Raw genomic sequence first — 23,239 nt, forward strand, 5'->3', positions numbered from 1 at the left:
TCATGAAAAAATTATTGCCTACTTCAACCGCCGGCAGCCTGCCGAAACCTTCCTGGCTGGCGCAGCCTGAAAAACTGTGGTCGCCCTGGAAATTGCAGGACGAGGAATTAATCGAAGGCAAACAGGATGCCTTGCGTTTGTCCTTGCAGGAACAGCAGCAGGCGGGCATCGATATCGTCAGCGATGGCGAGCAGACCCGCCAGCATTTTGTCACCACGTTCATCGAGCATCTGAGCGGCGTCGATTTTGACAAGCGCGAGACCGTTCGAATCCGTGACCGCTACGATGCGAGCGTGCCGACCGTCGTGGGCGCCGTGAGCCGCACCAAGCCGGTGTTTGTCGACGACGCCAAATTTTTACGCCAGCAAACCACGCAGCCGATCAAATGGGCCCTGCCAGGTCCGATGACGATGATCGATACGCTGTATGACAGCCACTATAAAAGCCGCGAAAAACTGGCCTGGGAATTCGCCAAGATCCTCAATCAGGAAGCGCGGGAACTGGAGGCGGCCGGCGTCGACATCATCCAGTTTGACGAACCCGCCTTCAATGTCTTCTTTGATGAGGTCAATGACTGGGGCATTGCCACCCTGGAGCGGGCGATCGAAGGGCTCAAATGCGAAACGGCCGTGCATATTTGCTATGGCTACGGCATCAAGGCCAATACGGACTGGAAAAATACGCTGGGGTCCGAGTGGCGTCAATACGAGGAATCGTTTCCCAAGCTGCAGCAATCGAATATCGACATCATCTCGCTGGAATGCCACAACTCGCGCGTGCCCATCGACCTGATTGAACTCATACGCGGCAAGAAAGTGATGGTCGGCGCCATCGACGTGGCAAGCAACACCATTGAAACGCCGGCGGAAGTGGCCAACACCCTGCGCAAGGCGCTGCAGTTTGTCGATGCCGACAAGCTCTACCCGAGCACCAACTGCGGCATGGCGCCCTTGTCTCGCCGCGTCGCCCGAGGCAAACTGCATGCGCTCAGTGCGGGCGCGGACATCATCCGCAGGGAAATTTCCTAGCAGGAGGGGACATACCGAGTAGGTGAGTTTTGCCTTGCTGTAACAGGAAGCAGACTATGCTGCATGACGCCACAGGCACCGGCAGGTGTCCGTGGCGTTGTTATTGCGGCCTTAGAATTCTTCCCAGCCGGATGACGCCGTTGCTGCCGGCGCAGCTTTCCTGGCAGCGGGCACGCGCACGGCGATGGCTTGCTGGCGCGGTGCCTTGCTCGTGGCGATTGCTGCCTTGGTCTGTGGCTTGCCGGCGTCAAGGTTAAATGCGCTCACCACCTGCGCCAGGGTCGCCGCCTGTTCCTGCATGGCGGCGGCGGCCGCCGCCGATTCTTCCACCAGGGCCGCGTTTTGCTGGGTGACGTTGTCCATCTCGCTGATGGCCTGGTTGATTTGCTCGATGCCGGCCGTCTGTTCCGCGCTGGCGGACGTGATCTCTTCCATGATGTCGGTGACGCGGCGCACGCTGTCGACCAGGTCGCTCATGGTGTTGCCGGCCTGGTGCACGAGCTCGCTGCCGGCCGCCACGGTCTGGGTCGAGTCGTCGATCAGGGTCTTGATTTCTTTGGCCGCCGCGGCCGAGCGGTGCGCCAGGCTGCGCACTTCCGTGGCCACGACGGCAAAGCCACGGCCCTGCTCGCCCGCGCGCGCCGCTTCCACGGCCGCGTTCAAGGCAAGGATGTTGGTCTGGAAGGCGATGCCATCGATGACGCCGATGATGTCGGCGATCTTGTTCGAGGAGGCGTCGATTTGCCGCATGGTCGCCACCACTTGCGCGATGACGGCGCCGCCGCGCTGCGCCACGCCGGAAGCCGTGTCGGCCAGCACATGCGCCTGGCGCGCATTGTCGGCATTCTGCTTGACGGTCGAGGTCAGCTCTTCCATGGAAGACGCTGTCTCTTCCAGCGAACTGGCTTGCTGTTCCGTGCGCGCAGACAGGTCCAGGCTGCCCGCCGCCACTTCGCACGAGGCCGAGGCGATCGTTTCCGTGCCGGCGCGCACCGTGCCCACCGTGTGCGCCAGGTTGTCATTCATGCGCTTGAGCGCCTGCAGCAGTTGCCCCATTTCATCGCGCGACTGCACGGTGATCTGGCTGCGCAAATCGCCGGCGGCCACCGTGTTGGCCACCTGCAGCGCCGTGGCGACGGGACCGGTGATCGAGCGCGTGATGCCATATGCCAACGCCGCCGCGATGGCCAGCGCCGCCAGCGACATGCCGATCAGCAAGGTACGCGTGTTGGCATAGGTGGCATTGGCCTTGTCGCCCGCCGTAGTGGCCAGGGTATTTTGCAAGCTGATCTGTTCAGCGATCAATTGCTTGTAGACGAGTAAGACGGGGCGCAGCTGGCCGTACAGGTAGGCGCTGCTGTCGTCCGGCGTGCCGCTCCTGATCCGTTCCAGCAGCACTTCCTGCCCCTGCGCGTAGCGCGTGTTGGCGTCGTTCATCCTGGCCAGCAAGGCGCGCTCGCGGTCGGAGTCGAGCATGCGCGCGAGCTTGCCGAGGTTGCCGGCCGCCGCCTGGCGCGCGGCCAGGATGGCGTCGGTCTGCTTGCGCTGGTCGGCCGGATCGGCGCTGAGCATCATGTTGCGCAGAGCAATGGCGATGTCGTTGATGTTGGCCGACACGCTGTTGGCGAGCTCGATCTTGGGCATGCTGTCACGCACGATATGGCCGGTGCCCTGGTTGATCTTGCCCAGCATGGCAATGCCGAGGCAGGAGATGATGATCAGCATGGCGCCGATGGCGCCAAAGCCTGCGGCAAGGCGTGTGCCGATGGTCAGATTGGATAAAAACTTCATGGCTGTCTCAATACGGAGGGAATGGTGAAAAGGTCGGCGGCGTGCAGATGGGTGCCGCGCCGCCAAGCGGACAACGATCCTAGACCTTTTCGAAGGACATTTCCATAGGGCAATATGCCTAGTTGCTCCCCGGAGCGCACGCCAGTTCCGCCTATCCTGCGGCTTGCGCGTGTTTTCAGCTATATTGACAGGCACCCGCCGGGCGGCGCGCCATGACCGGCGGCGCTGCCAATCCGGCAGTTCTTCTCTTTTTCAGCCATAGGTCCGCATGACTTCTTTCCGTCTCCGTTTCTTCCCCTTCCTGCTGCCGTTGCTGTTGACCCTGCTATTGGCATGCTCGCTGGCCGCACCGCCCGCCTGGTCGCAGCCCGTCGATGACGCCGCCACGGCCGACCAGCGCCTCGATGGCTTGCGCAAGCAGATTACCACCATCCAGAAGGCGCTCGATGGCGAGGCAGAGCTCGATGACGCGACCCTGTCACAGATGCGCGCCGATGCGCTGGCGGCCAGCGCCGAGGCCGACAAGGTGGCCGATGCGCTCGTGCCCACGCTGTCTAGCGTGCAGGCGCGGCTTGCCGAGCTGGGCAAGCCGGCGGCGGGCACGAAAGACGCCCCCGACGTGGCGGCCCAGCGCAGCCAGCTGGACCGCACCAGCAGCGCGCTCGATGCGCAGGTGAAATTGGCGCGCTTGCTGGCCGTGGAAGCGACGCAGGCGTCGGAGCAAGTGTCGACGGTGCGCCGCGCGCAGTTGCAGGCGCGTTTGGGTGAACGCACGGCGTCGATACTGGCCGGTTCGTTCTGGAAACAGCTGCATGCGGAATTGCCGCAGAATCTGCAGCGCCTGCGGGCGCTGGAGCTGGAATTGACGAACGCGGCCAGCGCCACGCCGTGGTCGGCCTGGGGGGGCTTGCTGGCCGGCATCGTGGCCGTGTTCGGCGCCAGCGTCTGGGCTTCGCGCTATCTGCTGGTAGTCACGGCCACGCGCGTGCCGCATGGCCGTTTGCGCCGTTCGCTGCATGCGCTGGCCGTGCTGGTGCTGGCGGCGGCCACGCCGGGCCTGGTGGCCGAATTGCTGGCCATGGGGCTGCGCTGGGAGGGCGGCCTGTCCGAAAAAACCTCGACTTTCCTCAGCAGCTTGATCGGCATCATCTGTTTTGCCGGCTTTACGGCGGGGCTTGGCCACGCGCTGTTGTCGCCACGCCGCGTCTCGTGGCGCTTGCTGCCCCTGCCCGATGCGCTGGCGCACCGCATGCGCAATTTTCCCTCGATGTTTTCCTTCATCGTCGTGCTCGTGTGGGCCACGGAACGGGTCACCATCGTCATCAATGCGGGCCTGTCGACGGCCGTGGCCGTCAATTGCATCGTCGCCCTGGTGATGAGCACGACCATCGCCTACGGCCTGATGCGCGCCGAACGCTGCTGGCGCCAGTTGCGCGAGGCCGATCCCGCCACCCTGGTCACGCCGCTGTGGCTGCGCTGCGTCACGGTGCTGCTGTGGCTGGCGCTGGCGTCCAGCGTCATCAGCTTGCTGGTCGGCTATGTGGCGTTCGGCAGTTTTATTGCCAAGCAAATCGCCTGGGTCATCGTGGTGCTGTGCAGCACCTATCTGCTGACGGTGCTGGTCGACGATATCTGCATGCTGCTGGCTTCGACCCCGCCGCCGCCGGACGCCGCCCATCCTGTGCTGGCCACGCCCAAGGCGCGCGACCAGGCGGCCGTGCTGCTGTCGGGCATCGGCCGCGCCATCGTCGTGCTGCTGGCCCTGATGCTGCTGCTGGCGCCGTTTGGCGAAGGCCCGGGCGAGCTGTTCCAGCGCGTGGGCAAGCTGCAGGATGGCCTGGCCATCGGCGAGGTGGCGATCCGCCCGGCCGCCATGATCCAGGCGCTGCTGGTGCTGGTCGTCGGCTTTATCGCGCTGGGCCTGTTCAAGCGCTGGCTGCAAAACAGTTATTTGCCGACCACCAATCTCGATACCGGCATGCAAGTGTCGTTCATCACCCTGTTCGGCTACATCGGCGGCGTGCTGGCCGTGGCGCTGGCCCTGTCGGCGGCCGGCATCGGCCTGGAACGCATCGCATGGGTGGCGTCGGCCTTGTCGGTGGGTATCGGCTTCGGCTTGCAGGCGGTGGTGCAGAACTTTGTTTCCGGCTTGATCCTGCTTGCCGAGCGCCCTGTGAAAGTGGGCGACTGGGTCTCGCTCGGCGGCGTGGAGGGCGACATTCGCCGCATCAATGTGCGCGCCACGGAAATTCAGCTGAGCGACCGTTCGACGGTGATTGTGCCGAACTCGGAATTCATTACCAAGACGGTGCGCAATGTCACCCTGGCCAATCCGCTGGGCCTGGTGCAAGTCAAGCTGCCGTTGCCGCTGGGCACGGACGCGCAGGAGGCGCGCGCGCTGATCCTGTCCGTCTTTGTCGATAATCCCGACGTGCTCGATACGCCGGCGCCCAGCGTGCAGCTCGATGGCATCGACAATGGCCTGTTGTTGTTCAACGCCACCGGCTTTGCCGCGTCGCCGCGCCTGACATCGGGCATCCGCAGCGCGCTGCTGTTCGAACTGCTCAAGCGCCTGGACGATGCGCACATCGCGATCCCCAAGCCCAGCACGATGGTGCTGAGCACCTTGCCGGCGCAGCCCGAGGCGCCGGCCATGTCAGCGGTGGCCGCCGCACCGGCACCGGCTCCCGTGCCGCCGCTGACGTCCTAGCGCACGGTCGACCACAGCAGGGCCGCCAGGTACAGGCCGATGCCGAACGCCGCGTGGGCCATCAGGCTGCGCAGGCGGGCGGCGGCCGGATGCGGCGTCTTGCTGGCGGCCAGGCCGGCGCCCATGCCCGGCTGCAAGATGCAAAACGGCGCGGCCACGCTCACCAGGCCCGCCAGCAGGGCCGGCGCGAAGGTCGGCCCTTGCACCCACTCCTGCCCCACCAGCGCCAGCAGCACGGCCGCAAACAGCACGCCGACCGCATAGTGAAACGTCCAGCCCAGGAAGGCTTCATCGCTCACGGGCGCCGCCTGGGCGATGTTGACGTGGGTGAAGGTACCGCGCGGGAGATGGCCGAGCCAGCGCCCCACCATCGCCAGGTTCAGCGAGGGGATGCACCAGAAGCGCTTTAAGGCCACCGCCCACACATCCATCACCGCCGTCGCGCCCACGCCGATCGCCAGGGCATCGAGCCAGAGTATTTGCATCGTGTCTCCCTTATAACATTCAATTGATTGCTTGAATGTTATAAGGGTGCTAGCATCGTGTCAATGAAAAATGCCGATATTGAATTGCTTACCGGTTCCGCCGGGTTTGCCCATATTTTAGGCAGCGCGCCGCGACTGCGCCTGCTCGAGCAGATCGCGCACGGCGAGTATGCGGTGGAGCAACTGGTGGAGTTGACGGGCTTATCCGTGGCGAATACCTCGCAGCATTTGCAACAGTTGCGGCGCGCCGGTTTCGTGCAGGCGCGGCGCGACGGCAAGCGCGTGCTGTACCGGCTCGGCAACGGCCCTGTCATGCAGTTGCTCGCTGCGCTGGACGTGTATGCGCAGCACCAGCGCAGCGAGTTGCAGGCGCTGGGCCGGGGCGACCATGTGGAAGCGATCACGGGCGACGAGCTGCGGGAACGCATGCAGGAAGCCAGCATCACCGTGCTCGACGTGCGGCCCGCGCAGGAATTTGCCGCCGGCCACTTGCCCGGCGCGATCAATATTCCGTTTGACGACTTGCAGCGCCGCCTGGGCGAACTGCCCGCGAACGCGGAGATCGCCGCCTACTGCCGCGGCCCGTACTGCGTGCTGTCCGTGCAAGCGGTGGCGGCCCTGCGCCAGCACGGCTTGCAGGCGCGCCGTTTGGGCAGCGGCTATGACGACTGGCAGGCGGCCGGCTTGCCTGTCGTGAAGGCGGCATGATGGCGATCCCGAACAGCAAGCAGGAACTGCTCGAGGCGATTACCACCACGTACGCGAAACTGACGCAGGAGCTGGCGCGCGTGCCGCCGGCGCTGGCGCGCGATCCCGTGCTGGAAGGACAAGTGGCGGGCACGCGCATGAGCGTGTGCGATCTGCTCGCGTATCTGGTGGGCTGGAACGAGCTGGTCTTGCACTGGCACGCCCAGCTGCGCGACGGTAAACGCATCGAGGATATCGCCTTCCCTGCCGAAGGTTTCACGTGGAACGCTCTGGGAAAACTGGCGCAGCGCTTCTATGCCGACTATGCTGAACTGGGCATGGACGACTTGCTGCAGCGCCTGGAGCAGGCGAAAAATCGGCTGCTGGCGCTGGTCGACGCGCACGACGACGCGCAATTGTATGGCCAGCCCTGGTACACGCATTACACGATGGGACGCATGATCCAGTTCAACACCTCGTCGCCGTATGCGAATGCGCGCACGCGCTTGCGGGCCTGGCTCAAGACCTTGTAGCACGCGGATCGGCGGGCTTGCACGATTGCATCAGTACCTTCAGAAACGTTTTCAGGCAGGATAGTGGTTTCAAGCGTAACCAATGAAGGATCGCCATGCTGACCATCGCCCTCGCCCAGATGAACCCCACTGTGGGCGACTTCGACGCCAATGTCGCCGCCATCACCGCGCGCATGGCCCGCGCCAGCAGCGATGGCGCCGACTTGCTCGTATGCCCCGAACTGTCGCTGTGCGCGTACTACCCGGGCGACCTGTTCGAAGATGCCGCCTTCCTGCGCGGCCTGCAGCAGGCGCTCGAGTCCTTGCTGCAAGCGTCCATGCGCTGGCCGGAACTCGTCACCGTCATCGGCACGGCGCGGCCCAACCCCGGCGTCGGCAAGCCCCTGTACAACGCTCTGCTGGCCATCCGCGACGGGCGCATCGTCGCCGAGTACTACAAGCAGCTGCTGCCGACCTACGGCATCTTCGACGAAGGCCGCCATTTCGAGCCGGGCCCGCCCGGCGCCTGCACCCTCGATATCGCTGGCTGTAAAGTCGGCTTCATGATTTGCGAGGATGGCTGGAACGACGACGGCCGCGCCTACGCCGTCAATCCCTTCGAGGCCCTGCACGCGGCGCGGCCCGACCTCATCGTCAGCATCAACGCCAGCCCGTCCGACATCGGCAAGCGCGCGCAGCGCCACGCCGTGTTTGGCGCCGCCTGCAAGCGCGTGCACCTGCCCCTGCTGTTCGTCAACCAGGTGGGCGGCCAGGATCAGCTCGTGTTCGACGGCGCCTCATTCGCCATCTCGCCGGGCGACGGCGTGCAATTCGAGGCGGCCCGATTCGTCGAGGATTTTCCCTTGCTGCGCTTTGCCGATGGGCGTTTTAGCCGTACCGATGGCGCGGCGTTTCCCGTGCCGGACCCGGACGGCATCCCCGCCGTCGAATTTGCGCGGCGCCAGATCGTACTCGGCTTGCGCGACTACGCGCGCCGCTGCCGCTTTACGCAAGTCGTCGTCGGCTGCTCGGGCGGCATCGATTCCGCGCTGACCCTGGCCCTGGCCGTCGAAGCGCTCGGTGCCGACAATGTGGTGGCGATCACCATGCCGTCCGTGTTTTCCAGCGCCGGCTCCGTCACCGATTCCGTCGCCCTGTGCGCCAACCTCGGCATCGCCCTGAGCACGCATGCCATCCGCGACATCGTGGCGCAATACGAAGCGGGCTATGCGGCGGCCTTCGACGGCAAGCTGCAGGGACTGCCGCTGGAAAACCTGCAGGCGCGCGTGCGCGGCACGATCCTGATGGAATACTCGAACGCGTTCGGCGCCCTGCTGCTCACCACCGGCAACAAGAGCGAAATCTCGGTGGGCTACTGCACCCTGTACGGCGACACGAACGGGGGCCTGGGGCTGATCGGCGACCTGTATAAAACGGAGGTATTCGCCCTGTCGCGCCACATCAATGCCAGTGCCGGGCGCGAACTGATTCCTGTGGCCGTGCTCGAGAAACCGCCGTCGGCGGAGCTGGCGCCGGGCCAGCGCGACACCGACAGCCTGCCGCCGTATCCCGTGCTCGATGAAATTTTGAAGTGGCATATCGAGGGGCGTCGCCTGCCGGCGCAAGAAAGCGCGCAGGCGCTGACCCTGGTCGACCAGCTGCGCGAGACGGACGAGGGACGCGCGCTCGTGACGCGCATTCTCGGCATGGTCGCCCGCAACGAATACAAACGGCGCCAGGCGGCGCCCATCATCCGCGTGCGTTCGCGCGCCTTTGGCAGCGGCCGTCAATTGCCGATCGCCGCCCACTACCCTACCGGAGACGACGCATGACCCTCGCCTATTCCGCCGACGCGGCCATCCTGATCGGCCGTTTCCAGCCTTTTCATAACGGCCATGCCGGCCTGCTGCAGAAGGCGCTGACGACGGCCGCGCAAGTGGTGGTGGTGCTCGGTTCCGCCTTCCATGCGCGCAGCCCGAAGAACCCGTTTACGTGGCAGGAGCGGGCCGCCATGATTGCCGCCACCCTGCCCGAGGCGCAGCGCGCGCGCGTGCATTACGTGGCCGTGCGCGATTACTACGACGACGGCCTGTGGGCCGACGCCGTGCGGCGCGCCGTGACGGGCGCCGTGCCCGCAGCGCAGCGTATCGCCCTGGTGGCCTGCTTCAAGGACGCCACCAGCTATTACCTGCACCACTTTCCCCACTGGCAGCTGCTCAATCTGGAGATCGACCCTGGCGCACCGATAGGCGCGACGGCCATCCGCAACGTGCTGTTCGAGGCGGAAGACGTCGACGTGTCGCTGAGCGCCGTGGCGCAGCTGCTGCCGGCGGCCATCGGCCAGTATCTGAAAGCGTGGACCTTGCTGCCGTGGTACGCGCCGCTGGTGCAGGAATACCGCGCCATCGAGGCCTACAAGGCGCGCTGGAAAGTGGCGCCGTATGCGCCCATCTTCACCACCGTCGATGCGCTGGTGCAGACGGGCGGCCACGTGCTGCTCGTGCGCCGCGGCGGCTATCCGGGCAAGGGCCTGTGGGCCTTGCCCGGCGGCTTTTTGGAGCCGCGCGAACGGCTGCTGCAGGGAGCGTTGCGCGAGCTGGCGGAAGAAACCCAGCTGGGCGTGCTGGCGCCCACCCTCGTCGAGGCGCTGGTGGGCGTGGCCGTGTTCGACCACCCGGACCGCAGCCAGCGCGGGCGCACCATCACGCATGCGCATTATTTCGATCTGAAGACGCGCCAGCTGCCGGCCGTGACGGCGGCCGACGACGCGGCGCTGGCGCAGTGGGTGCCCGTGGCGTCGCTGCCGGCCATGGAAGAGCAATTCTTCGAAGACCACTTCCACATCCTGAACCACTTCCTCAAGCTCACGCACGAGGGACGCTGAGGGAAGCCCCCCCTCGGCGCGCGTCAGGACGTCACGCGTTCCCAGCCATGCTTGATGGCCGCCTTGAAGTTCTCCCACGCCGACTGGGGATACGTGTGCTCCCACGTGGAACGCAGGTCCGTTTCCACCTCGTCCCATGGGCGGCCCCGGTAGCTGTCGCTGTTGGCCATGGAATGGCCATAGCGGTAGGCGGGATCGTAGTCCTCGAAGCGCGCGCCGGTGGCGACATAGGTGGCGCTCCAGTGGCTGCGGTAGTACTGCTCGTCGTCGTAGCTGGTGCCGGGCAGGTTGTCGGCGCCGGGATAGCGGCGCACGTTGGCGCCCGCGCCGGACGGCGGCGGCGACGCCATGTCGCTGGCAAACTGCTGCGACCCTGGCGCCTCGTTCATATTGCCGGCGGACGTGCCTTGCTGCGATGGCGCGCCCGACTGCATGCTGGCGCCCTGGCGCCTCGCGCTGTCGTCTTGCGGCGCGCCTTGCCAGCCGCCGGCGCGCCAGTGCTCGGCGTGCGCATCGATGTCGAGCGGCGCATAGCGCTCGACGATGTCGGTGGCGCGCTGGATATCGGCGTCGCTGGCGTTCTCGAGCGTCAGCACGACATGCCCACGCCGCACGGCTTCCGCATAGATGTGGCGGTCGGCGTGGCTGCCGAACAGGTCGGTAAAGAAATGCTTGATGTTGTCGAGCAGGCTGTCGCTGTCGTCGCGGCGGATGTTTTCCGTGGCGGAAAATTCGTCGCTGCCCGCATCGTGCAGGCGGATGTTGGCGCTGGGAAAGCCCGCCGTGATCAGGTCGTGCCGGGCGCGCTCGGCCATGTCGCGCACGGCGAAAACTGCTGCCAATGTATGTGCCATGATGGTCTCCAATCGGTGAACAACGTCCTTCCAGTGTAGGCCGTGAAAAACGAAAGCGGCGCTCGTTTGCCCTTTGGAAATCGTTGACCTCATCAAATATTGGCGAAGTGAAATCTCAGTCCGGCGCGCCCACGAACGCGCGCAAAAAGTCGATAAAGGCGCGCACCTTTTCCGCAATATGCTGGGTGTTCGGATACACGGCATACACGCCCTGTTCCGGGAAGACGACATCGGGCAGCAGGCGGCGCAGGCGTCCCGCGCGCACGTCCCCTTCCACCAGCCACTGCGGCAGCAGGGCCACGCCGCAGCCGCCCAGGGCAAAGCCCAGCAGCGCCGAGGCGGAGTCGGAATGGATGGCGGCGTCGTCCTGCACGGCAAAGGCGGCGGGGCCGTCGGGCGTCTGCACGTCCCAGCGCAGCGGCGAGGCCAGGCGGCTGTGCGCCAGCCAGCGCGCGTGCTGCAAGTCGTCCAGGGTGGCGATGCCCGTGCCGGGCCGGCTGGCCAGGTAGGCGGGCGAGGCGACGGGCCAGATCGCGTACGGCTCGATCAGCGCGGCGCGGTAGCTTGAATCGTTGAGGGACCCCATGCGGATGGCCAGGTCATAGCGGCCCGAGATCAGGTCTTCGTGCGACGACGAAGACGAATGCTGGATCTGCAACTGCGGGTGGGCGGCGGCGAAGGCGATCAGCGCAGGGATCACCGTGCGGCTGCCGTATTCGACGGTGGTGGTCAGGCGCAGGGTGCCGCGCAAGCCCCGCTGGCCCTGGCGCGCCGTCTCGATGGCGCCGTGCGCTTCGCTCAGCACGCGCTGGCAATCCTCGTAAAAGCGCCGTCCCACGTCGGTCAGCGCCAGGCTGCGCGTGCTGCGGGTGAGCAGCGACACGCCCAGCTCCGCCTCCAGCTGTTTCAAATTAAAACTGACGACGGCCTTGCTCTGGCCCAGCACGGCGGCGGCGGCCGTCAGCGAACCGGCATCGACGATGGCAATGAATATACCCAGGCGGTCAAGACTGATCATAGATAAGAAGAATAAGAAGAGATGCGGCTCGCAGGGCTTTGTCAAAATAGGTTTGACAGTGTAATCGGAGCTGGCCCGTTACGCAAATGACGATGGGCGCTTAAGCTGGCCGTTTGCCATTTGGAGCACCATGGACTATCGCAAAAAAGTGGCGGCCATCTATCTGCTGGGGTTTTTCGTCGACCTGATCAACATGTTCATCACCAGCGTCGCCTACCCTGACATCGGCCATGCCTTGCACGCCTCGGTGGCGCAGCTGGCCTGGATCAGCACCGCCTACATCCTCGGCCTGACCATCGTCATTCCGGCCAGCGCCTGGCTGGCTGCCTATTATGGCAGCAAAACCGTGTTCATGGCATCGTTGCTAACTTTTTTAGGCGCGAGCATCGGCGCCGGCCTGGCGCCCTCGATCGAGGCGCTGATCGCCTGGCGCTGCGTGCAGGGCCTCGGTGGCGGCTTGCTCATCCCGCTGGGGCAAAGCATGACCTACCAGCTGTACCAGCCTGCCGAGCGCCCTGGCCTGTCGTCGGTCATCATGCTGGTGGGCTTGCTGGCGCCCGCCCTGTCGCCGGCCTTGGGCGGCGTGATCGTCGACAGCCTGTCGTGGCGGGCGATTTTTTACCTGAACGTGCCGTTTGCCGCGCTGGCGTTGCTGCTGGCCGCCTGCTGGCTGCGTCCCGACCCGCCGCGCGCGGCCGTGCCCCGCCTTGACGTGGGCGGCTTGCTGGCGGGCAGCACGGCGATTTTGCTGCTGTTGCTGGGCCTGACCATGCTGGGCACGCCGGGCGAGCTGGCCGCCGGCGCCGGCGTGCTGGCGCTTGGCGCCGCCTGCGCGTGGGCGTATGTGCGCGGCGCGCTGCGCAAATCGACGCCGCTGCTGAACCTGCGCCTGGCCGCCGAACCGCTGCTGCGCATTGCGATGCTGATGTATCTGCTGGTGCCGGGCGTCTTCATGGGCGTGAGCCTGCTGGCTATGCTGTACCTGCAGGGCGTGCTGGGCATGCCGGCATCGACGGCGGGCGCACTGATGCTGCCGTGGGCGCTGGCCTCGTTTGCGGCCATTTCGCTCACCGGGAAAAGCTACCGCCGCGTGGGGCCGCAGCCGCTGTTCATCGCGGGCGCGCTGCTGCAGGCGGCGGGCATGCTGATGCTGCTGCGGGTGGATGCGGCGGACCAGTTGTTTTGGCTGGCCGGCGCCTATGCCGTGATGGGCTTTGGCGGCGGCTTGTGCAGCAGCACGGCGCAAAGCACGGCCTTCCTGCGCACGCCGGACGCGCAACTGAGCCAGGCCAGCGCCGTGTGGAATATCAACCGCCAGCTGGGCTTTTGCCTGGGCGTGGCGCTGCTGAGCGTACTGCTCAATGGCTTGCTGGCGGCGCACGACATCGGCAGCCTGGACGACCCCGCCCTGCATGCGCGCGCGGCGCAGGTATTTCACTGGTGCTTTGCGCTGGCCGCCGCTTCGTGCGTGCTGCCTTTGGCGCTGTGCCTGCGCATCGACAACCGCGCCGTTCTCGATCTTTTACTACACCATGGAGCAAGCAAAAAATGAATGCATCTAACCCTTATTTTGACGACGTTTTATCGACGCATGTGCTGATCCGCGCTTGGCTCAGCGGCGAGGCGACGGCGCCGCAACATTGCGCCGATTTGCTCGCGCGTTTTTCGCCCGGTTTCACGATGGTGGCACCGGGCGGGATGCGGCTCGACGGCGCTGGCCTGGCGGCGTTTTTTCAGGGCGCCGGCGGCAGCCGGCCCGGCCTGGCCATGCGCATCACGGACTTGCAGCTGATCCAGGAAAGCGCGGCCGGCGCCACCGTGTCCTACCGCGAATTCCAGTCGCTGCCCGGCGCGGAAAACACCGAGCGCTGGTCCACCGTCGTGTATGAAAAAACGGCTAGCGGCGCCCTGCTGTGGCACCATTTGCACGAGACGTGGGCGGCGCCGGCGGCCGCGTAAAGCAGCACCGCGCGCGGCATTTTCCTACAGGAAGACTAGCCGCGCGCTGGCTGCGCAGTAGGAATTATCGGCTCAAGATGGGATTTTATCGACTATTGGCAGGAGAAGCGCGATGAACGATACCCCCTCGAAGCCCGCAGACCAGGCCCGCAATAGCAGCATGGACAAGACCGCTGCCGCGCAAGCGGATGGCGACACCTATGCCAATCAAGGCGGCGGCAAGCCCGCCAGCGGCAATGTCGCCAGCGGCCACTGGGCGAACAATGTGATCACGCCACAGGGGCCGCCCGACGCCGTGGAGCAGGAAAACCTGCCTGGCCTGGGACAGCCGGAACACCGCGACCACGTCAAGGGCGTGGCCCAGCAGCCGCACAGCGAAGCGGGCAAGCTGGCCGATGACAGGCCGGGGCGCAACGAGTCGAAAGACGTGCACCGCTCGCTCAACCAGCACGAATAAACAGCCGTGATTTTATGTTGAAAAATCAGCTTAAATCATGCAACGCTTTTTGCAGCGCGGGACCGGTGGAAAACTGCGAAAAAACTACTTCCAGGCCGCCGCGTTCCGGCGTGCAGCACATGGGGCCCACGCGGTAGTGGCTGGCCTCGGGAAACGGCGCCAGGCGCAGCAGCGGCCACAGCTTGCCGTCGGTCGAATACTGCACCCGGATGACGCCCTGTTCCACCGTCACGCGCAGCCAGAAACCGTCCGGCATGGCGGGCGCCAGGCTGACGGCCCAGTCCGATTTGTCCACCGTCAGCACGGAGCTCAATAGCAGCTGGCCGTCGGAAAATTCGACGCCGCATTTGATCCAGTGTTGCTCGTCGATGCGCACCATCATGCCGGCCTGGTCGTACAGCGCCGCGTACTGCGCGGCCACGTGCAGCTGCGCCGTGAAATCGCCGTCGATTTCAGTGCCGAAAAAGTGGCCGCTGTCGCGGATAAAGCCATACGAGGTCTTGCGCCAGAAATCCGTGTTCGCATCGGTCGTCACGCGCAGCTGCGCGCCGTCGGCGGACCAGTTTTCCGGTGGATTGAGCCAGCTGCCTTGTGTGAACATCGTGTGCCTTTTGGAGCTAAAAAGATCACATAGTGTGCCCCCATCCCAGCGCCTTGTACAGGGCGATCGCATCGATGTAGGACGCCGTTTCCGCCAGCAGCGCTTCGCGCCGGATATCGTACAAGGCGCGCTGGTTTTCCAGCACGGCCTGGTAGCTGCCACCGCCGCCCGCATAGCGCGTGCTGGCGATGCCGAGGGCCGCATTGCCGTGGCGTGCCGATTCCAGCAGGGAGGCCAATCGCGTCTGGTTTTCCGCCAGCTGCGTGACGGCGTTTTCCACGTCTTCCTGCGCCACTAACATCGTTTGTTCATAGCGCGCCAGGGCGCCCTGCGCCTCGGCTTGCGTGCCGCGCAGGCGCGCCCTGACGCTGCCCAGGCGGAAGGCCGGATAGCTGACGGAGGGCGCCACTTCGAACGCGCGCGCGCCGCCGTCGAACACGCCGCTGCCGCGCAGCGCAAAGAAGCCCAGGAAGCCGCCGAGGCTCAGGCGCGGATACAGGTCGGCTCTTGCCGCCCCCACGTCTTCGCTGGAGGCGGCCAGCAGGCGCTCGGCGCGTACCACGTCGGGCCGCTGCTTGATCAGGCGGTTGACGTCGCCGAGCGGCAGCTGGCCAGCCAGCGGCGCCTGCTGGCGCGGCATGGTCGCCAGCGCGATGGCGCCCGGCGCTTGGCCGCTCAGCACATCGAGCCGGTACTGCGCCTGGCGCAAGCCCGCCTGCAAGGGCGGCAATGCCGCTTCGCTGCGCGCCAGGTTGGCCAGCGCGTTGTGGCGTTCTTCCGGCAAGCCGCTGCCGGCGCGGATGCGCGCGTCGGTCAATGCCACCGTGTCGCGCCAGCTTTGCACCTGCGCGTGCGTCAGCGCCAGGTTTTGCTGGTAGCCCAGCGCCTCGTAGTAATTGCGCGCCACCTCGGCGGCAATCGTCAGCCGCACTTGCCGCAAGTCCGCCTGCGCCGCATCGGCGCGCGCCTGCGCCGAGCGGCTCATGTGCGCCAGGCGGCCGAACAGGTCGATCTCCCACTGCGCGTCGAATCCCACGCGCGTGCTGGCGCTGGCGGCGCGGCTGTCCGGCGTGTCTTGCTGGACGCTGCGCTGCCAGCCCGCCTGGCCCGTGACAGTGGGCAGTTCGTCGAGCCGGCGTGCGTCGAAGACGGCGCGCGCGGCCAGCAGGTTCGCCTGTGCCTGGGCGATATCGAGGTTGTGTTCGAGCGCGCTGGCGATCAGCTGCGACAGCCGTGCATCATCGAAAAACGTCCACCAGGCGGCCTCGCTGACGGCGCCCGTGCCAGGTCCGAATTGCGCTTGCTGCGGGCTGGCCAGGGTGATGGCGGGCGTGCCCGGCGTGACGTAGGCGGGGCTGACGGCGCAGCCGGCCAGCAGGGGGAAAAGAGAGACAAGATAGCGGTAATTTTTCATGGGGATTCCTTCAGCGCCTGCGACAAATCGCGGGCGCGCGGCGTGGCATGGTCGGCCGTGTGGCGACGGGCCAGAAAGGTGTACACGGTGGGCAGCACGAACAGGGTAAAGAAAGTGCCGATCACCATGCCCGAGACGATCACGACGCCCAGACCGAAGCGGCTGTTGGCGCCCGCGCCCGAGGCGAACAGCAGCGGCACGAGGCCCACCACCATGGCGGCCGTCGTCATCAAAATCGGGCGCAGGCGGATCTGCGCCGCCTTGCGAATGGCCGTGATGCGGTCGAGCTGTTCATGCACCTGCAATTCATTGGCAAACTCCACCATCAAAATCCCGTGCTTGCTGATCAAGCCGATCAGGGTCACGAGGCCGATCTGCGTGTAAATGTTGACGGTGGCGTAGCCGAGCGCCAGCGGAATCAGCGCGCCGCAAATCGACAGCGGCACGGTGATCAGGATGATCAACGGGTCCGTCAGGCTTTCATATTGCGCCGCCAGCACCAGGTAAATCACGACGACAGCCGCCAGGAAGGCCAGCAGCAGGGCATTGCCTTCCGTGGCGAACTGGCGCGCATCGGACTGCCAGTCGTAGCTGAAGCCCGGCGGCAGGGTCTTGGCCACGCCATCGAGGAAGGCGACGGCGTCGCCCAAGGTCACGCCCGGCGCTGGCACGCCCTGGAAGGTGGCCGCGTTTTGCTGGTTGAACTGCGTCAGCATGTTCGGCTCGATCTGTTCGCTCACCGAGACGACGGCGGACAGGGGCAGCAGGCTGCCGTCGTCGGCGCGCACGTACTGCTGCGTCAGCGCTTGCGCCGTCAATCGCTGTTCGCGCGGGCTTTGCGCGATGACGTCGTACGCGCGGCCATCCATGCCGAAGCGGTTCAAATAATTCTCGCCCACCAGCACGGCCAGCGATTCGCCGATGTCCTGCATGCGGATGCCCAGGCTGTTGGCTTTCGAGCGGTCCACGCGTACTTTCACGACGGGGTTGTTGTAATCGAGGTCGCTGTCGACGACGGCAAACAGGCCGCTATCGCGCGCGCGCTGCTTGACGTCTTCCATGGTGCGAAACAGGGTGGTGTAATCCTGCGCGCTGCGCAAGACCATCTGCACGGGCAAGCCGCCGCTCGACCCCGGCAGGGGCGCCAGCTGGAAGGCGAAGATGCTGGTGCCTTCCACGTCGCCCACGGCGTGCTGCAATTCGGCCTGGATGACGGCCGCATTGCGCGTGCGTTCAGCCCACGGCGTCAGGTTGATGCCGCCGATGCTCGATGCCGGGCCTTCGCCGCCATTGATGATCCAGCGCGACGCCGTTTCGGGGATATGCTTGTAGATGTCATCGAGCTTGTACGAGAAGCGCTCGACGTAATCGAGGTTGGCGTGCTGCGGCGCCTTGATGGCCGTCAGCACGCTGGCCTGGTCTTCCGCCGGCGCCAGTTCGCGCTGCGGCAGCAGGTATAAAAACGGCAGACTGACCATCACCAGCGCGGCGAAACCGGCACTCCACCAGCGGTGGTGCAGCGAGCGGTCCAGCAGGCGCGCATAGCGGCTGGTGAGACCCGCGAAGAAATGCTCGGCGGCGCGCGCCATGCGCCCTTCCGCTTGTTTCGGCTGCAGCAGCAAGGAGCTCATCACGGGCGACAGGGTGAGCGCCACCACGCCCGACACCACCACGGCGCCGGCCAAAGTGAGCGCGAATTCCTTGAACAGCGCGCCCGTGAGGCCTCCCATCATGCCGATCGGCGCATACACGGCCGCCAGGGTAATCGTCATGGCGATCACGGGACCGGCTACTTCGCGCGCGCCGACCAGCGCGGCGGCCACGGGCGTCTTGCCTTCCTCGATATGCCGGTGCACGTTTTCCACCACGACGATGGCGTCGTCGACCACCAGGCCCACGGCCAGCACCATCGCCAGCAGGGTGAGCAGATTGATGCTGAAGCCGAAGGCCAGCATCAGCGCCGCCGCGCCCAGCATCGACAGCGGAATCGTCACGACGGGAATGAGCACCGAGCGCAAGGAACCCATGCACAGATAGATGACGATGACGACGATGAGCAGCGCCTCGAGCAGGGTGTGGGCCACCTCGTCGATGGACGACTGGATGAAGCGCGCCGTCTCGAACGCCAGCTCCACTTTCACGCCGGGCGGCAGGGTTTTCTGGATCTCGGGCAGCAGTTTTTTGATGCCGTCGACGATCACCAGCGGGTTGCCGCCCGGCGTGGGCGACAGGCCCAGATACACGGCCGGCACGCCATCCATGATGCCGCTCGTTTCCGTGGCGGCCGCGCCCAATTCCACCGTGCCCACGTCTTTCAAGCGCACGAGTGCGGCGCTGTCTTTTGCATCGCCGCCCTTGGTGATGACCATGTCGCGGAACTGTTCCACGCTGGTCAGATCCGTGTTGACGCTGATGTTGGATACGACGAATTGTCCCTTCACCTTGCCCGGTGCCGCCTGGTAGTTATTGCGCCGCACGGCGTCGGCCACGTCGGCCGCCGTCAAGCCCCGCGCCGCAAGTTTGGCCGGGTCGATCCACAAACGCATGGCCAGCTGCTGGCCGCCATACACGTCGACTTTCGCCACGCCGTCGATGGTGGCGAACATTGGCTGCACCACGCGCGCCAGGTAGTCCGTCAGCGCGGGCGCCGAGACGCTCTCGCTGGCAAAGCCGACATAGGCGACGGCCGAGGAATCGCCGGCCGAGCGCTCGATGACGGGGTCAAAAGCGCCTTCGGGCAGCTTGTAGCGTACCTGGTTGACCTTGGCCATGACTTCCGTCAGCGCCTGCGTGGAATCGCGGTTCAGCTCCATGCGCACGGTGACCGTGCTGCTGCCCTGCACCGACGACGAGGTCAGGTAATCGATGCCTTCCACCGACGATACGGCTTGCGCGATCGGCTGCGTGACAAAACCCTGCATCAGTTCCGCCGAGGCGCCCGGATACGTGGTGCTCACGGTGATGGTGGACGATTCGAGCATCGGGTATTGGCGGATCGGCAGCTGCAGGATGGCGATCACGCCCAGCATCAGGATCAAGGTGCTGATCACCAGCGCCAGCACGGGGCGGCGCACGAATAAATCGGTCAATTTCATGGTGGTGGCCATCCCTTAAGAGCCGGCCTTGGGCGCGGCGCGTTTGACTTCATCGAGGGTGTTGGCCACGGCCTGCACGGCCATGCCGTCGGCCAGTTTCAGCTGGCCCGAAGCGACCACGCGCTGCCCTTCGCGCAAGCCGTCGAGGATGGCCACGCGGCCCCCGGCCCGCTCGCCCAGTTTGACGCCCACGCGCTTGACGGTGAGCGGCTGTTTTCCTTCCTGCTGCGCGACAAACACCGTGTCGCCATACGCGCTGTAGGTCACGGCCGTTTCCGGCACCGTCAGCTGCTGTCCCGCTTCGCGCGCCACGCGCACATTCGCGTACATGCCCGGCCTCAGGGCGCTGCGGGGATGGGCGAGCGCCGCCTGCACCTGCACCATGCGCGAGCGGGCGATCAGCGGGTCGATGGCGTTGATCCTGGCCGTAAAGACCTCGCCGGGATACGCGTCCACCAGCACTTGCACGGCCTGGCCTGGCGCCAGCTTCGCGCTGCTCTGTTCATCGAGGGCGAAGTTCACCATCAGCGACTTCGTGTCGATCAGGCTGGCCACCGTGTCGGCCGCGTTCAGGTACTGGCCCGCGTGCACCTTGCGGATGCCCAGCTGCCCGGCGAACGGGGCGCGGATGGTCTTTTGCGCGATCAGCGCCTCCGTCTGGCGCACGTCGCCCAGGGCCGCATCGCGCCCGGCCAGGGCGCTATCCAATTGCTCCTGCGTGGCTGCTTTTTCCCTGACCATCTGCGCCGTGCGCGCATGGCTGCTTTCCGCGTTTTTCAGCTGTGCGCGCTGGCGCAGCAGGGCCGCCTGTTCCTGGGCGTCATTGAGCTGCACGAGCACGGCGCCGGCCGCCACGTGCTGCCCCGATTCGAAGCGGATCTGCGTGACGCGCCCGCCCGTTTCAGCGGCCACTTGGACTTGCCGCGCCGCTTCCAGTTCGCCCACGCCCGCAAAAAAACGCTCTTGCGTGCCCAGCACAACGGGCACCAGCGCCACCTTGGTGGCGGGGTAGGCGGCGGCATCGGCCGCATGGGAGGCGGCGCGCGGATAGCGCGCGGCGCCCGCGACGGCCAGGGCGATGGCCAGCGCGGAGGCGCCGACGATTTTCGTATTCATGATGAAGTCCTTTACAGCATTGACAGGGATAACGACACAGGGAAAAAGAGGCGCAGCGGAGGCTGATCAGGTCCGCTGCGCGTTGAAAAGTAGGAACAGGCCGATGGTCCACAGCAGCAGCACCAGGTGCGTCGTCTGCAAGCCTTCCTGCGCGATCCAGTAGCCGAACCACAGGCCGCCCAGGTGCATCAGCAGCAAAAAGGCGGCCATGGCGCACAGGGCCAGGTTCAGCCAGGGCAGCGCATCCATCAGCGATGCGCCAAAGAACAGCGCCACGCCCGTCCAGGCGGCGATGGCGGCGGCAAGTTGCAGCGCCAGCACCGCGCCCAGCGACAGCCGGTGCAAGGCCAGCGATGTGAGCGCGCGGCGCAGCAGCGGTGTCTCGATGCTCGGGTCCTGGCGCAGCGGGTCCATGCGCATGGTGTTGCCGATGGCCCAGACGGCGCCGTGGAAGGCGTGCAGGTTGTTGAGGGTGGCCAGGGTCAGCCAGATGGCCAGGCCGGTGGCGAGGAGGGCGTGAAACAGCCAGATCGAGTCAGACAGTTGCATGGGGAAATCCTGTCAAAAGAGTACCTTGCCGGCATACGGACGTGGAAACTCCTCGACAGCGGGGAGCTACCGGCCTATTATGCAAGTAATTAGTTGGTTAACTGGCCCCATGATAGTTGAGCGAAATGAATTACACAAGTAAACGTTTGGATAATAGCGAGGCGCCGCAAACGACGGAGCGCATCCTGTATTTCATCAAGACCAAGGGACCCGTCTCCACGGCGACCCTGGCCAAGACCCTGGACATGACTGGCGAGGCGGCGCGCCAGCAGGTGCAAAAGCTGGTGGCGGCGGGCTTGATCGAGGGGCGCCAGGAAGTGCAGGCGGGCGCGGGCCGGCCGCGCCAGAACTGGGTCTTGACGGAAGCGGGCAATGCGCGCTTTCCCGACACGCATGCGCAGCTGACGATCAAGCTGATCGGTTCGGTGCGCCAGCTGTTCGGCGAGGCGGGCCTGGATAAACTGATCACCCAGCGCGAAGAGGAAAGCCGCAGCGCGTATGCGCTGGCGTGCTCGGCGCCGGACTTGCCCACGCGCTTGCAGCAGCTGGCCGCCGTGCGCGACGAAGAGGGCTATATGGCGCGCGTGGAAGCGGACGGCGACGACTGGCTGCTGATCGAAGACCACTGCCCCATCTGTGCGGCCGCGCGCACCTGCCAGGGCTTTTGCCGCTCCGAGCTGCAGCTGTTCCAGGAAGTGGTGGGGCCGAGCGCCAGCATCGTGCGCGAGCAGCACGTGCTGGCGAACGCGATGCGCTGCGTTTACCGGATTTCGCCGCTTTCTTAAGGCTTCGGAAACAGCGGCCGGGCGGCCAGCGCCACCAGTCCCGCCAGCCACCATACGACGGGCCAGTTGCTGGCCGCCAGCAGGTGCGGGATGGCGATCGGCGTGAGGAAGAGCCCCACGTAGACGGCCGTGTTCGCCATGCCCAGGGCCGTGCCCGCGTTGGCGCCGCCCGCTTCCGTTGCCAGTTCCGTGTAGGCCACGCCATGCCAGGCGGACACGGCGATGCCGGCGAGCACCACGGCGGCCATCAACAGCCAGCCCGGCGCCTGCAGCCAGGCGATGCATCCCAGCACAACGAACGAGGCCAGCGCCACCAGGGCCGAGCCGCGCAGATAGGCGGGCCGGTTCGCGTGGCGGTCCGTGTGGCGTCCGCTCCAGATGCGCATCACCATGGCGCCCGCCTGCAGGGCCACCATCACGGCCGTGATGGCGGCCAGGCCCAGGCGGCCATGGTCGTGCAGGAAGACGGTGGCATAGCTGAGCACGGCAAACTGGGGCACGCACAGCAAGCCGATGGCGGCCACCATGCGCCAGACTTTGCGGTTTTTGAGCGGAGCTGGCAACGGCGGCGCAGGCTGGACCGCGATCGGGCCCGTGGACGCGTTTTGCGGCCCCGTGGCGGCCTCGGCAGAGAAATCGGGCTCATGCATCCATCGCCACGTAAAAAACGCCGACAGGCCGCATACGAGGGCCAGGGCGCCAAACACCGGCATGAAGCCGTAGCGCGATGCCAGGCTGGGCAGGACGAGGGCGCCGAGACCGCCGCCGAGCGGCACGGCCGTCTGACGGATGCTCATGGCGAAACCCCGTTCGCCGGCGCCGAACCAGCGCATCACGGCGCGGCCGCTGGCGCCGTTCACGCTGCCGCCCAGCACGCCGACCAGCGCCAGCCCGGCCGCCAGCGCCCATAACGGCGGCACGGACCCGTCAGCGGGCGTGATCCACAGCAGCAAGGTCAATAGCGCCAGCATGGTGCCCAGCAAGCCGGTCAGCAGCACGGGGCGGTCGCCCCAGCGGTCGGTGGCCATGCCCCATGGCAATTCGGTCAGGGCCACGCCCAGGCCCATGGCGCCCAGCGCCACCCCCAGTTGCGTATTGCTCAGGTGATAGCCGCTGCGCAGCCAGATGGCCGTGGTGGGCATGCCGTTGGCGGCGGCGGAAAAGCTGGCATTGGCCGCCACGCCGACGGCCAGCACTTTCCAGCGGTGGGCGTCGCCCAGCACGGGCGCGGCGACGGGGGCAGAAACGGGAACGACGGGGCAGCTGGTGGTCATGGCAAGGAGGGAAAGTGGTT

20 protein-coding genes are annotated in these 23,239 nt (G+C 66.0%); 10 read left to right on the forward strand and 10 right to left on the reverse strand.

Annotation, left to right across the window (positions count from 1 at the left end; genetic code table 11):
• Positions 1-2 precede the first annotated feature (2 nt).
• Positions 3-1,028, forward strand: coding sequence for a methionine synthase (locus ACQ4W4_RS16630; protein WP_436542912.1), 1,026 nt, complete (start codon positions 3-5; stop codon positions 1,026-1,028).
• Positions 1,029-1,139: 111 nt separating this feature from the next.
• Here ACQ4W4_RS16630 and ACQ4W4_RS16635 read toward each other — a convergent pair whose 3' ends face one another.
• Positions 1,140-2,819, reverse strand: a complete 1,680-nt coding sequence (locus ACQ4W4_RS16635; RefSeq protein WP_436542913.1) for a methyl-accepting chemotaxis protein — start codon at positions 2,817-2,819, stop codon at positions 1,140-1,142.
• A gap of 268 nt (positions 2,820-3,087) precedes the next feature.
• Here ACQ4W4_RS16635 and ACQ4W4_RS16640 point away from each other — a divergent pair, with 268 nt between their 5' ends.
• Positions 3,088-5,529, forward strand: a complete 2,442-nt coding sequence (locus tag ACQ4W4_RS16640; protein WP_436542914.1) for a DUF3772 domain-containing protein — start codon at positions 3,088-3,090, stop codon at positions 5,527-5,529.
• On the opposite strand, the gene ACQ4W4_RS16645 is transcribed toward ACQ4W4_RS16640, so the two are convergent.
• Positions 5,526-6,014 carry a DUF2938 domain-containing protein gene (locus ACQ4W4_RS16645; protein WP_436542915.1) on the reverse strand — a complete coding sequence of 163 codons (489 nt, stop codon included), beginning with the start codon at positions 6,012-6,014 and terminating at the stop codon, positions 5,526-5,528. The genes ACQ4W4_RS16640 and ACQ4W4_RS16645 overlap by 4 nt on opposite strands.
• Before the next feature lie 63 nt (positions 6,015-6,077).
• Between ACQ4W4_RS16645 and ACQ4W4_RS16650 the strand changes: the two genes are divergently transcribed.
• The 4 genes from ACQ4W4_RS16650 to ACQ4W4_RS16665 all read left to right on the forward strand — a co-directional run bounded on the left by ACQ4W4_RS16650 (position 6,078) and on the right by ACQ4W4_RS16665 (position 10,097).
• Complete coding sequence (locus ACQ4W4_RS16650) at positions 6,078-6,722, forward strand: ArsR/SmtB family transcription factor (RefSeq protein WP_070223320.1); 645 nt, start codon at positions 6,078-6,080, stop codon at positions 6,720-6,722.
• Positions 6,719-7,234 carry a ClbS/DfsB family four-helix bundle protein gene (locus tag ACQ4W4_RS16655; protein ID WP_436542916.1) on the forward strand — a complete coding sequence of 172 codons (516 nt, stop codon included), beginning with the start codon at positions 6,719-6,721 and terminating at the stop codon, positions 7,232-7,234. Before ACQ4W4_RS16650 ends, ACQ4W4_RS16655 begins: the two co-directional genes overlap by 4 nt.
• A gap of 95 nt (positions 7,235-7,329) precedes the next feature.
• Positions 7,330-9,045 carry an NAD+ synthase gene (locus tag ACQ4W4_RS16660; RefSeq protein ID WP_436542917.1) on the forward strand — a complete coding sequence of 572 codons (1,716 nt, stop codon included), beginning with the start codon at positions 7,330-7,332 and terminating at the stop codon, positions 9,043-9,045.
• Entirely contained in the window at positions 9,042-10,097 is a 1,056-nt protein-coding gene (locus tag ACQ4W4_RS16665) for a bifunctional nicotinamide-nucleotide adenylyltransferase/Nudix hydroxylase (RefSeq protein WP_436542918.1), read from the forward strand. The genes ACQ4W4_RS16660 and ACQ4W4_RS16665 overlap by 4 nt, the downstream gene beginning before the upstream one ends.
• A 23-nt stretch (positions 10,098-10,120) precedes the next feature.
• Here ACQ4W4_RS16665 and ACQ4W4_RS16670 read toward each other — a convergent pair whose 3' ends face one another.
• Positions 10,121-10,951 (reverse strand): hypothetical protein, encoded by an 831-nt coding sequence (locus tag ACQ4W4_RS16670; RefSeq protein ID WP_436542919.1) that lies wholly within the window; start codon positions 10,949-10,951, stop codon positions 10,121-10,123.
• 115 nt (positions 10,952-11,066) lie between these two features.
• Positions 11,067-11,969: a LysR family transcriptional regulator gene (locus ACQ4W4_RS16675; RefSeq protein WP_436542920.1), complete on the reverse strand. Its 903-nt coding sequence runs from the start codon at positions 11,967-11,969 to the stop codon at positions 11,067-11,069.
• A 130-nt stretch (positions 11,970-12,099) separates the two neighbouring features.
• On the opposite strand from ACQ4W4_RS16675, the gene ACQ4W4_RS16680 reads away from it, so the two are divergent.
• The 3 genes from ACQ4W4_RS16680 to ACQ4W4_RS16690 all read left to right on the forward strand — a co-directional run bounded on the left by ACQ4W4_RS16680 (position 12,100) and on the right by ACQ4W4_RS16690 (position 14,385).
• Positions 12,100-13,521, forward strand: coding sequence for an MFS transporter (locus ACQ4W4_RS16680; protein ID WP_436542921.1), 1,422 nt, complete (start codon positions 12,100-12,102; stop codon positions 13,519-13,521).
• Entirely contained in the window at positions 13,518-13,928 is a 411-nt protein-coding gene (locus tag ACQ4W4_RS16685) for a DUF4440 domain-containing protein (protein WP_436542922.1), read from the forward strand. Before ACQ4W4_RS16680 ends, ACQ4W4_RS16685 begins: the two co-directional genes overlap by 4 nt.
• A 112-nt stretch (positions 13,929-14,040) precedes the next feature.
• Positions 14,041-14,385 carry a hypothetical protein gene (locus tag ACQ4W4_RS16690; RefSeq protein ID WP_436542923.1) on the forward strand — a complete coding sequence of 115 codons (345 nt, stop codon included), beginning with the start codon at positions 14,041-14,043 and terminating at the stop codon, positions 14,383-14,385.
• A gap of 25 nt (positions 14,386-14,410) precedes the next feature.
• On the opposite strand, the gene ACQ4W4_RS16695 is transcribed toward ACQ4W4_RS16690, so the two are convergent.
• The 5 genes from ACQ4W4_RS16695 to ACQ4W4_RS16715 form a co-directional block, all read right to left on the reverse strand.
• A complete protein-coding gene (locus tag ACQ4W4_RS16695) occupies positions 14,411-14,986 on the reverse strand; it encodes a DUF1349 domain-containing protein (RefSeq protein WP_436542924.1) in 576 nt (191 codons plus the stop codon).
• 25 nt (positions 14,987-15,011) lie between these two features.
• Entirely contained in the window at positions 15,012-16,400 is a 1,389-nt protein-coding gene (locus ACQ4W4_RS16700; protein WP_436542925.1) for an efflux transporter outer membrane subunit, read from the reverse strand.
• Complete coding sequence (locus tag ACQ4W4_RS16705; RefSeq protein WP_436542926.1) at positions 16,397-19,495, reverse strand: MexW/MexI family multidrug efflux RND transporter permease subunit; 3,099 nt, start codon at positions 19,493-19,495, stop codon at positions 16,397-16,399. The genes ACQ4W4_RS16700 and ACQ4W4_RS16705 overlap by 4 nt, the downstream gene beginning before the upstream one ends.
• Before the next feature lie 15 nt (positions 19,496-19,510).
• Positions 19,511-20,611, reverse strand: a complete 1,101-nt coding sequence (locus tag ACQ4W4_RS16710) for an efflux RND transporter periplasmic adaptor subunit (protein ID WP_436542927.1) — start codon at positions 20,609-20,611, stop codon at positions 19,511-19,513.
• Between the two features lie 66 nt (positions 20,612-20,677).
• Positions 20,678-21,160 carry a DUF2165 family protein gene (locus tag ACQ4W4_RS16715; RefSeq protein ID WP_436542928.1) on the reverse strand — a complete coding sequence of 161 codons (483 nt, stop codon included), beginning with the start codon at positions 21,158-21,160 and terminating at the stop codon, positions 20,678-20,680.
• A gap of 125 nt (positions 21,161-21,285) precedes the next feature.
• Between ACQ4W4_RS16715 and ACQ4W4_RS16720 the strand changes: the two genes are divergently transcribed.
• Positions 21,286-21,945 carry a helix-turn-helix transcriptional regulator gene (locus ACQ4W4_RS16720; protein ID WP_436542929.1) on the forward strand — a complete coding sequence of 220 codons (660 nt, stop codon included), beginning with the start codon at positions 21,286-21,288 and terminating at the stop codon, positions 21,943-21,945.
• On the opposite strand, the gene ACQ4W4_RS16725 is transcribed toward ACQ4W4_RS16720, so the two are convergent.
• Positions 21,942-23,219 (reverse strand): MFS transporter, encoded by a 1,278-nt coding sequence (locus ACQ4W4_RS16725; protein WP_436542930.1) that lies wholly within the window; start codon positions 23,217-23,219, stop codon positions 21,942-21,944. The genes ACQ4W4_RS16720 and ACQ4W4_RS16725 overlap by 4 nt on opposite strands.
• Positions 23,220-23,239: the final 20 nt, after the last annotated feature.

The sequence above is a fragment of the Janthinobacterium glycogeni genome (assembly GCF_051380725.1).
Classification (GTDB): Bacteria; Pseudomonadota; Gammaproteobacteria; order Burkholderiales; family Burkholderiaceae_D; genus Janthinobacterium.